The 10,943-nt window shown below is 39.5% G+C and carries 10 protein-coding genes; 9 read left to right on the plus strand and 1 reads right to left on the minus strand.

The features are described from left to right. The first annotated feature begins 262 nt into the window (after positions 1–262). The 6 genes from Q4D72_RS11430 (at position 263) to Q4D72_RS11455 (ending at position 6,090) form a co-directional block, all read left to right on the plus strand. Positions 263–790 carry a Crp/Fnr family transcriptional regulator gene (locus Q4D72_RS11430; RefSeq protein WP_303077996.1) on the plus strand — a complete coding sequence of 176 codons (528 nt, stop codon included), beginning with the start codon at positions 263–265 and terminating at the stop codon, positions 788–790. A 52-nt stretch (positions 791–842) separates the two neighbouring features. Next, a complete protein-coding gene (locus Q4D72_RS11435; protein WP_303077997.1) occupies positions 843–1,379 on the plus strand; it encodes a DinB family protein in 537 nt (178 codons plus the stop codon). 336 nt (positions 1,380–1,715) lie between these two features. Further along, positions 1,716–2,817 (plus strand): peptide chain release factor 2 gene (gene prfB, locus Q4D72_RS11440; protein ID WP_303077998.1). Its coding sequence is split into 2 segments (ribosomal slippage): positions 1,716–1,778 and positions 1,780–2,817, totalling 1,101 coding nucleotides; the frame shifts between segments, so codons are not numbered across the junction. A 6-nt stretch (positions 2,818–2,823) separates the two neighbouring features. Next, the gene (locus tag Q4D72_RS11445; RefSeq protein ID WP_303077999.1) at positions 2,824–3,537 is read left to right on the plus strand and encodes a carboxypeptidase-like regulatory domain-containing protein; all 714 of its coding nucleotides are present in this window, start codon (positions 2,824–2,826) and stop codon (positions 3,535–3,537) included. After that, entirely contained in the window at positions 3,530–4,288 is a 759-nt protein-coding gene (locus tag Q4D72_RS11450) for a carboxypeptidase-like regulatory domain-containing protein (RefSeq protein WP_303078000.1), read from the plus strand. Before Q4D72_RS11445 ends, Q4D72_RS11450 begins: the two co-directional genes overlap by 8 nt. Positions 4,289–4,377: 89 nt before the next feature. Beyond that, positions 4,378–6,090: a phospho-sugar mutase gene (locus Q4D72_RS11455; RefSeq protein ID WP_303078001.1), complete on the plus strand. Its 1,713-nt coding sequence runs from the start codon at positions 4,378–4,380 to the stop codon at positions 6,088–6,090. 55 nt (positions 6,091–6,145) lie between these two features. On the opposite strand, the gene yaaA is transcribed toward Q4D72_RS11455, so the two are convergent. After that, positions 6,146–6,907 (minus strand): peroxide stress protein YaaA, encoded by a 762-nt coding sequence (yaaA, locus tag Q4D72_RS11460; RefSeq protein ID WP_303078002.1) that lies wholly within the window; start codon positions 6,905–6,907, stop codon positions 6,146–6,148. A 272-nt stretch (positions 6,908–7,179) separates the two neighbouring features. On the opposite strand from yaaA, the gene rpmH reads away from it, so the two are divergent. The 3 genes from rpmH to carB all read left to right on the plus strand — a co-directional run. After that, positions 7,180–7,338 (plus strand): 50S ribosomal protein L34, encoded by a 159-nt coding sequence (rpmH, locus tag Q4D72_RS11465; protein ID WP_002669412.1) that lies wholly within the window; start codon positions 7,180–7,182, stop codon positions 7,336–7,338. A gap of 104 nt (positions 7,339–7,442) precedes the next feature. Next, complete coding sequence (locus Q4D72_RS11470; RefSeq protein ID WP_303078017.1) at positions 7,443–8,843, plus strand: hypothetical protein; 1,401 nt, start codon at positions 7,443–7,445, stop codon at positions 8,841–8,843. A 202-nt stretch (positions 8,844–9,045) separates the two neighbouring features. Then, on the plus strand, positions 9,046–10,943 hold a 1,898-nt coding region (gene carB, locus Q4D72_RS11475), incomplete at its 3' end, for a carbamoyl-phosphate synthase large subunit (protein ID WP_303078019.1).

A 10,943-nucleotide genomic window follows, 5' to 3' on the forward strand; every position in this document is an offset into this window, starting at 1 on the left:
ATATTTTACGGGGTTTTCTTTGTCGGGTTGTATAAAAGGCTTATATTTGTACAAGCAAAAGCATAAAATCACGGCAGTTTTTGTACATAATTGCACACTTTTGTACAATTTAAATTGCTTGCATTTTCGGGCTTTTTTGTTGTAACTTCTTAATTTTCAATGTTTTTTAGGCTTTTTTGTACTTGTATGTTTTGTAGGTTTCTTTATCCCCTATACATAAAATAAACTATTTTTGTCCTCTAACTAAAAAAACGCTCTATAAATGAAAAAAGTCCACGAGATTATAACGGAAAACCTTGCGTTTGAAAAGGAAATTATTCTTGAAAGAGGTAAATTTCTTAAAACGGCAGGAAGTATTGATACGCATATTTATTTGGTGGAGGAGGGAAGTCTGAAAATTGGAATTTATACCGAAAAAGAAGATAAAATTTTGCGATTCGGATATAAAAACGACATCATTACCGCTTTGGACTCGTTTTTGACGGGTAAAAAATCGGAAATGTACATTCAAGCCATTAAAAAATTGCGGTTAAAGGTGATTTCAAAGTTAGTTTTGATGGAATTTGTGCAAAAATCAGTTGGAAATGGACAAATTTATACCCGAATTTTAGAAAAATTACTCGTGGAACAGCTCGAACGCGAAAAAGACTTGTTACTTTCATCGCCCAAAGAACGCTATGAGCGGGTGCTTAAACGCAATCCGAAGTTGTTTCAGAAAATTCCCAATCGGCACATTGCCAATTATTTGAATATGACCGAAGAAATGCTTTCTCGACTGAAAAAATCTTGATTTTAGTCAAGATTTATTATTGAATTTCTTCCGAATTTTGCCAAAAAAAGAGATGAATACCAGCGAATTAATATTTCAACTTCAAAAAATAACTATTGAAAATCAGGATTTTGTCAAAGAACTTTTGCAAAAATCAGAACAAGAATTGAACCACCGAAAAAACGAAAATTCGTGGAGCGTTTTGGAATGTATCGAACATTTGAATTTGTACGGTGATTTTTATCTTTCGGAAATAAAATTAGCTTTGCAAAAGGCTTCAAAACCAACGAAATCGACTTTTAAAAGCGGATTTTTAGGTGGTTATTTCGTTCGAATGATTCAGCCAAAAGCCAAGAAAAACAAAATGAAAACCATCTCGTCAATGAATCCGATAGGAAAACAGTTGAATAAGAGCTGTTTAGAAAAGTTCATCGACCAACAAACAGAACTTTTAGATTTATTGCAACAAGCTCATAATGTGGATTTAACGAAAGTAAAAACCAAAACTAGCATTTCTAAATTTATCAAACTTCGTTTGGGTGATACACTTCAATTTGTGGTTTTTCACAACCAACGGCATATTCTCCAAGTAAGAGCATTATTACGATAACCCAGAATTTTTGCGGATTTTTCCTATTTTTGCCTTGTAACCTTTTAATGATAAGCAATGAAAATTTCTGTTGGTTTATTGCTCAAGGCTCATCAGTAAATCCCTTTCAACTTACGATGATTGTTGGTGAAGGCATTCAAATCAATTGCGACCAAGACGAAAATATTATTGTATATTTCAAGTATAAAAGAATTGATTATGAGGGAGATAAATAAAATTATTTCTTGATTTAAAACTATAAAATAGATTTTATTCTTTCAAAAATTAAATTGTTGTCCGTTGCTTTTTTTGATGTTTTCGGCTTTTTATCGTACTTTTGCCTTTAAAAAAGATTATATGACAAATAACGAACAAGTTAAGGATTTAGTGAATCGCCTGGGTGCGTTAAGGAGGTATCTTTGACGTAGATGCCAAACGTATCGAAATTACAAATGAAGAAGAAAAAACATTCGCTCCTGATTTTTGGAACAACGCCAAAGAGGCTGAAAAAATCATAAAAGAACTCCGCAGCAAGAAAAAATGGGTGGAGGATTATGAGGAAGCCGAAAAATTGGTTTCGGATTTGGAGGTGCTGATGGAGTTTCTAAAAGAAGAAGCCGCTACGCCCGACGAGGTGGACGAGCAGTACCAAAAAGCATTGCAACATATTGAAAACCTTGAATTTAGGAATATGCTTTCTGATGAAGGGGATAGTATGAGTGCCGTGCTTCAAATTACGGCAGGAGCAGGAGGTACTGAAAGTTGCGATTGGGCTTCAATGCTTTTGCGAATGTACACAATGTGGTGTAACAACCAGAAATACAGCGTGAAAACACTCAACTTTCAAGAGGGCGACGTGGCGGGAGTCAAAACCGTAACCATTGAAATTGAGGGCGAGTACGCTTTTGGTTACCTTAAAGGAGAAAACGGCGTACATCGTTTGGTGCGTATTTCGCCTTTCGACAGCAACGCCAAACGCCATACGTCGTTCGTTTCGGTGTATGTGTATCCCCTTGCCGATGACACCATTGAAATTGAGATAAATCCGTCTGACATCACTTTTGAAACGATGCGTTCCAGTGGTGCGGGAGGGCAGAACGTCAATAAGGTGGAAACGGCGGTGCGTCTTCGTCACCACCCAACGGGAATTATCATTGAAAACTCCGAAACGCGAAGCCAGCTCGACAATAAAAATAAAGCCTTACAGCTTTTAAAATCACAGCTTTACGAAATCGAACTTAAAAAACGTCAGGCAAAACGCGATGAAATCGAAGCCGGAAAAATGAAAATTGAATGGGGTTCGCAAATCCGCAATTACGTGATGCATCCGTATAAATTGGTGAAAGACGTCAGAACTTCGCACGAATCAACCGATGTGGATAGCGTGATGAATGGCGAAATTGACGACTTCCTGAAAGCCTATTTGATGCTGATGGGGCAATCCGAAACCGAAAAATAACACAAAATGCGCAAGTTTTATCTGATAATCGTTTTTACAATCGCTGTTTTTCAGTGGGCTGTGGCGCAAAATGGTTATTTACGAGGGCGTGTGCTTGTAAACGATTCCGTGCCGTTGCCGAGGGTTCATATCCAAAATACAACAAACGGATTGCAAACCACCACGAACGAATCCGGATATTTTACCATCAAGGCAGCTGTCGGGCATACATTGCAATTAACGTATGTAGGAATGAAAAAAATGTTGCGAAGGGTAATAAAGTCCGATTTTGATTTTGCGGGAGTGGTTTTGCAAATGAAAGAAGAAATAACGGAGTTAGAGGCGGTTGAAGTGTCGAAATATCAAAAAGTAACAGCGCAAGAGTTGGGTGTCATAACGCACAAACCCATAGAGCGTACCTTTGCCGAAAAACGGCTTTATGCTAGCAAAGACGGTATTCTCGGGCTTGTCAATGTCATAACGGGGCGTACAAAAATGCTTAAAAAAGTTGTGGAAAATGAAGAAAATTTGTTCGTAGTGGCTTATATTCAAGAAAATACGGCTGATTTTTTGGAAAAAGAACTCAACTTAACTGATGATGAAATTCAGTTTTTGGCTTACTACGTAATGGAAGATGCTGAAATTCGGGCTTTGGTAAAGTTGAAAAATACAGGAAATTTGCAATTTACATTGCTTGAAACGTGGCGTAAAATACAAAAAGAATTGTCAGAAAATGAATAAGTTATCGTTGTTTTTTGTGTTTATATTATTTGTAGGAAAAGCAGTGGCTCAAAAACCTTCGATAGTGGAAGGCAAGGTGCTTTATGAACTTGATAAGATGCCGCTCAAAGGGGTGCATATCCAAAATATTGAAACTTCTCATTATGCCATAACGGACGATAATGGGAAGTTTTCTGTTAAAGCAGAAAAAGGTAACACCTTGAAATTTACCTATGTAGGGAAACGAACCTTACACCGAATTGTAACGCAAGCCGATTTAGAAGAAGGTACGCTTCTGATTTTAAAAATGGAAGATGAGACCACGCATTTAGGTGAGGTGGAAGTTGCCAATCAAAGAGTAACCGCACAGAGTTTGGGCATTTTGCAACACAAACCCATAGAACGCACCTTTGACGAAAAAAGAGAGTATGCCAATACAAAAATCCTCCCTAAAAGTTGGTGGCCTATTTTGCTCGGGAGTATGCCTATTAATTTCAATGCTTTGATTTACACCATAAGCGGAAAGAAAAAAATGTACAAAAAAGCCGTTCAGAATGAAAAAAATACTAAGGTTGCCACTTATGTAAAAGAACATTTTACTGAATTTTTGCAAAAAAGCCTCAAACTCACCGAAGAAGAAATTGATGTTTTGGCCTATTTTGTAATGGAAAAACCTGAATTTCACACAGCCGTAGCGGCAAAAGACAATCAACCTTTGGAATTTATGCTCACTGATGCTTGGCTGGAAATCCAAAAAATGACACAGAAATAAAAAAATAAAACAAAACGGCTTTTTGTTACCGAAATTTTGTATCTTTGCTTATCATTGACACAAATTACAAAATTTAATATATAAATTGTATGTTAGAAAAAAGCATTCAAACGGCAAAGTCTTGGCTTTCTGATGTTTTTGATTCAGAAACGAAAAGCAAAGTGCAGGAACTCCTTGACGGAAATCTTGACGAATTAAAAGAATCGTTCTACAAAAATCTTGAATTTGGAACCGGCGGAATGCGGGGCATTATGGGTATCGGAACCAACCGAATCAACAAATACACGCTCGGCAAAAATACGCAGGGGCTTAGTAATTACCTCAAAAAATCGTTCCCAAATGAGCAACCCAAAGTGGCAATTGCTCACGATTGTCGTAACAATTCAAAGCAATTGGCAAAGGTGGTAGCCGACGTTTTTTCGGCAAACGGAATTAAAGTGTATCTGTTCTCGGATTTGCGTCCCACGCCGGAACTCTCATTTGCAGTACGTTACTTGGGTTGCCAATGCGGAATTGTTCTGACGGCATCGCACAATCCGCCTGAGTATAACGGATACAAAGTGTATTGGCAAGACGGCGGGCAGCTCGTACCTCCGCAAGATGCTGATATTATGAAAGCTATCGAAGCGATTGATTTTAAGGATATTAATTTCAAAGCAGATGAAAAGCTGATTGAATACGTTGATAGCGAGATAGATAACGCTTTTGCAGAAGCCTCTATCAAAAACGGAAGTTTTAACGCTCCTGAAAAAGAAAATCTGAAAGTGGTGTTTACTTCCCTACACGGAACCTCCATCACAATGGTTCCGGAAGTGTTGAAACGAGCCGGTTATACCAATGTGCATATCGTTGAGGAACAGGCAGTTCCCGACGGAAATTTCCCAACGGTAAAATCACCCAATCCCGAAGAACCCGAAGCCTTGACAATGGCTCTGAAAAAAGCCGACGAAATCGGGGCTGATATCGTTATCGGAACTGACCCCGACTGCGACCGTGTGGGCGTTGCCGTTCGTGATTTAAGCGGAAAAATGGTGCTGCTCAACGGAAACCAAACAATGGTTATGATGACGCTTTTCTTGTTGCAAAAACACAAAGCCAAAGGATTGAAAGGCAATGAGTTCGTGGGTTCAACCATCGTTTCAACACCGATGATGAACGATGTGGCTACGGCTTTCGGAGTGGAATGCAAAGTGGGGTTGACAGGCTTCAAATGGATTGCCAAAATGATTCGTGATTTTTCTGACCAAACCTTTATTGGTGGTGGTGAGGAAAGCTTCGGTTATATGGTGGGCGATTTTGTACGCGATAAAGATGCCGTTACCGCTACGTTATTGGCTTGCGAAATTGCTGCAACTGCCAAAGCCTCAGGAAGTTCGTTCTATAAAGAATTGTTGCAAGCCTATGTGGATTATGGTTTCTATAAAGAATATTTGATTTCATTGGTTCGCAAAGGAATTTCAGGTTCGGAAGAAATTGCCCAAATGATGAAAAATTTGCGTGAGAATCCGTTGAAAGAAATTGCAGGTGAGAAAGTTACGATGGTGGAAGACTATCAAACGTCAAAAGCTCACAACCTGCTTACGGGTGAAGTTGAAGAAATTGATATTCCGAAATCAAACGTATTGATTTATTACACTGAAAACGGAACCAAAATTGCGGCTCGCCCCAGCGGAACCGAACCTAAAATTAAGTTCTATTTCAGCGTGAACACTTCGCTTGAAAGCATCGAAAAATTCAGTCAAACCGAAAAAGTGCTTGACGACAAAATCAAAGCCATCGTGGCGGATATGAAACTTTCGTAAAAACGTTAAAAATAGCAATGAAAAAGGCAACATTTTGGATGTTGCCTTTTTTCGTTTATCTTACAAAAACGAGTTCGTTTTTCTTTACGGAATCTTTTTCGCTGAAACTATATCCTTCATAATCAAATCCTTTCAAATCTTCAAAAGTTTGAATGTCATTTTTTATGATGTATCTGACCATCAATCCACGTGCTTTTTTGGCATAAAAACTGATGATTTTCAATTGGTCGTTTTTCCAATCTTTAAAAACGGGCGTGATGATGGTGGCTTTCAGTTTTTTGGTGTCAATCGCTTTGAAATATTCGTTGCTTGCTAAGTTTATAAATAATTCATTTTCTGATAGTTCACTGTTTAAAGTCGCAGTTATTTTTTCTTTCCAAAAATCGTATAAATCCTTGCTTTTCCCGATGCTGATTTTTGTTCCCATTTCCAAGCGGTACGGCTGAATCAAATCCAGCGGTTTTAACAATCCGTATTGTCCCGAGAGGATTCTAAGGGAGTTTTGCAGATGCTCAACTTCTTTATTATCAAGGGAATGTACGTCCAATCCGTCATATACATCGCCATCAAAAACATAGGCGGCTTGTTTGGCATTTTCGGTTGAAAACGGAAGCGAAAAGGCTTGGTTTCGTTGCCAGTTAAGGTCGGCAAGTTTTTCCGAAATATGCATTAAATCAGCCAATTGTGCAGGCGATAATTTTTTTAATTCGGAATTAATCGTTGCCATTTCTTGCTGAAAAACAAGCTGTGTGTGGTTTTTTACGGGTATATTTCTGTCAAAATTTAATGATTTCGCAGGTGAAATAACTATTTTCATAAGTAATCGTATTAAAGAAACATTTGCTATAATTGAAAAAATCGAGGCGAAATTAGGTGTTTTTTCGTCAAAAACCTAAAAAAATATGTTTTTTTATTGCAAATTACCGATGTGTTTGGAGAGCGTATGTTGCAAAGATATAGCATAAAAAATAAAAAAAGGGATATTATAATTTGTGGTTTTCAAAAAATGTTGTACATTTGCCCCACTTTTTAAGTAGAGAAAATTAAGTATCATTTTATTTTAAATAAGATTTTTAAAGATTTAGGACAATGAAAAGAACATTTCAACCATCAAAAAGAAAGAGAAGAAATAAGCACGGTTTCAGAGAGCGTATGGCTACTGCAAACGGACGTAAAGTATTAGCGAGAAGAAGAGCAAAAGGAAGAAAAAAATTAACAGTTTCTTCTGAACCAAGACACAAAAAATAATGTCGATGGTGGTGTTTTATAATATATAAGGGTGTTATCTTTTTTAGGTAACACCTTTTTTTTAAATTTTTGTTTTACAAATTGCATAAAATAATTCCGAACAGATGAAAAAAAGTATCGCATTTTTGGTAGCAATTGCCATATCGGTAATGACATTAACGGGCTGTTCCAAGAAACACACAGACCCCAATAATCCACCCAAACCACAGGTGGAAGAACCGAAACCTCAGCCCGAATCCGTTGTAACCAAAGAAGAAATTTCGGCTTTTTTTACCGAAAAATTAAACGGAAAAACAACTGATTTTAAACCCAATCAGTCCCTCACCACAGCCCAAATTGCCGAAGCCCAACAAATGGTGTGGCAAGTTTGGAAGCAAGCTAATCAACAATTTTCCGAAGAAAAGTTAATCGCCTTAACATCTCATAGTGGCAGAAAATCAGGTAGTTGGCAGTTGCCTGCCACGTTGGAAGCCAATGCCGTGATGCCTTATTACTACGGAAGTAAAAACAGCAAGCCCGCCGATGGGTATCCGTTATTTTTGTATTTGCACGGCTCGGGCGATAAAAATTCGGAATGGGAATCGGGTTGGCAAATTGCGAATATTCACAATGTTCCGGCGGTGTATTTTATTCCGCAAATTCCCAATACGGGTGAGTTGTATCGTTGGTATCAAAAATCAAAACAATTTGCTTGGGAAAAATTGTTGCGTTTGGCGTTTCTTTCGGGTGACGTGAATGCCAATCGGGTGTATTTTTACGGCGTCTCGGAAGGTGGTTACGGAAGCCAACGTTTGGCGTCGTTCTATGCTGACTATCTGGCAGGAGCCGGTCCGATGGCAGGTGGTGAACCGCTGATAAACGCTCCGGTTGAAAATTGCAGAAATATTGGTTTTGAGTTTATTACAGGTGAAAATGATTTTATGTTTCACCGAAATACGCTTACTCGTTACACCAAAGAGGCGTTTGAAAAATTCAGACAAACTGACCCCGAAGGCTTTGCCCACAACGTGGAGTTGGAAAAATACTCGGGGCACGGAGTGGCATACAGCAAAATGGTGCCACGGCTTGAAAAATACACCCGGAATCCGCACCCGAAACGAGTGGTTTGGGAAGATTTTCCGATGCACGATGCCTATCGCACCGGATTTTATAACCTGACCGTACAGGAGCGTGCTGCTGAGCGTACGCGTTACACGATGGATATTGTGGGCAATCGCGTACATATTTCCGTTGATGAAGTAACTTATCAGGGAACGGAAACCAGTCCGCAATGGAAATTCTTTTTGAAATACGACAAGACGTTCAAACCCGTGCAAAAAGGAAAATTTACTATTTATTTTAATGATAAGTTGCTGAATTTGAATGAAGAAGTGGTTATAATTGTAAACGGAAAAGAAATGTTTAAAGGAATGCTCAAAGCCGATGTACAACACATCGTGAAGAGTTGTGCTACCTTTTTTGACCCCGAACGACTTTTCCCCACAGCGGTGGAAATTTCGTTCTAAATTCCTGTGGAATTGCTAAAAACAACGAAAATGTATGATGCTGTTCAAAAAAACAAAACTTATCCTGAAAAGCAATGGCATAACTAAATTTATTTGATATTTTTGTGCCGAGAAAAATAAATTCGAAATAAAATTAAACCCACAGATATAAACATATCAACTCCAAAAGAATTTTTGGAAAAAACACTAAAAACATAAAAAAATGCCAAAACGTAAAGACCTCAATTGTGTATTGTTAATCGGTTCGGGACCCATCATTATCGGGCAGGCGTGCGAGTTCGACTATTCGGGTTCGCAGTCGTTGCGTTCGCTGCGTGAAGACGGCATCGAAACTGTGCTTATCAACAGCAACCCCGCCACCATTATGACCGACCCGTCAATGGCTGACCACGTCTATTTAAAGCCACTGACCACAAAATCCATTGTTGAAATCCTGAAAAAACACCCCAATATCGATGCCGTGCTTCCCACAATGGGCGGACAAACAGCCCTGAACCTCTGCATCGAAGCTGCCGAAAAAGGCATTTGGAAAGACTTCGGGGTGGAAATCATCGGGGTGGACATCGACGCTATTCAAATCACCGAAGACCGCGAGAAATTCCGTGTGCTTTTAGACCAAATCGGCATTTCGATGGCGCCGTCCGAAACCGCTAATTCCTTCCTTCGTGGGAAAGAAATCGCTCAGAAATTCGGCTTTCCGTTGGTGATTCGTCCGTCCTTTACTTTGGGCGGAACGGGGGCTTCTGTCGTGTATAAAAAAGAAGATTTTGATGGTCTTTTAACACGCGGCTTAGAGGCTTCACCTATTCACGAGGTACTGATAGACAAGGCGTTAATGGGTTGGAAGGAATACGAGTTGGAACTCCTTCGCGATAAAAACGACAACGTGGTTATCATTTGTACCATCGAAAATATGGACCCGATGGGAATTCATACGGGTGACTCGATAACCGTTGCTCCGGCGATGACCCTTTCCGACCGTACCTTCCAGCGAATGCGTGATATGGCTATCAAAATGATGCGAAGCATTGGTGATTTTGCGGGTGGTTGTAACGTGCAATTTGCCGTTTCGCCCGATGAAAAAGAAGATATTATCGCCATTGAAATTAATCCGAGGGTGTCGCGTTCGTCTGCATTAGCCTCAAAAGCAACAGGTTACCCCATTGCTAAAATCGCTACGAAATTGGCAATCGGCTATAATTTGGACGAACTCAGCAACCAAATTACCAAATCCACTTCGGCACTTTTTGAACCTACGTTAGATTACGTGATTGTAAAAATTCCGCGTTGGAACTTTGATAAATTTGAAGGTTCGGACAGAACTATCGGTCTGCAAATGAAGTCCGTAGGGGAGGTAATGGGCATCGGTCGGTCGTTCCAAGAGGCTCTTCATAAAGCTACGCAATCGCTTGAAATTAAGCGTAATGGACTCGGAGCTGACGGCAAAGGCTACAAAAATTACGAACAAATCATCGAAAAATTGACCAACCCGAGTTGGGACAGAGTTTTCGTGATTTACGATGCCATTGCAATGGGAATTCCGCTTTCGAGAATCCACGAAATCACCAAAATAGATATGTGGTTTTTAAAGCAATATGAGGAATTGTACGCTTTGGAAAAAGAAATTTCTTCCTATAAAATAGAATCCCTTCCGAAAGATTTACTGCTCGAAGCCAAGCAAAAAGGATTCGCCGACCGACAAATCGCCCATATGGTAGGTTGTTGGGAGAGTGAGGTTTATAAAAAACGTGAAGAACTGGGAATCAAGCGTGTATATAAATTGGTAGATACGTGTGCAGCGGAATTTAAAGCCCAAACGCCGTATTATTACTCTACATTTGAAGCTCCGATTCGCGATGCCAACGGAACGCTTTTCACGGCGAATGACAGCATCGTTTCCGACAAGAAAAAAGTAGTGGTGTTGGGTTCAGGACCTAACCGCATCGGACAGGGAATTGAGTTCGATTACTGCTGTGTTCACGGGGTGTTGTCGGCTGCCGAGTGCGGTTACGAAACCATTATGATTAACTGCAACCCCGAGACGGTTTCCACGGATTTTGACACGGCGGACAAACTCTACTTCGAGCCTGTTTTTTGGGA

Source organism: Capnocytophaga sp., from assembly GCF_030532915.1.
GTDB lineage: Bacteria > Bacteroidota > Bacteroidia > Flavobacteriales > Flavobacteriaceae > Capnocytophaga.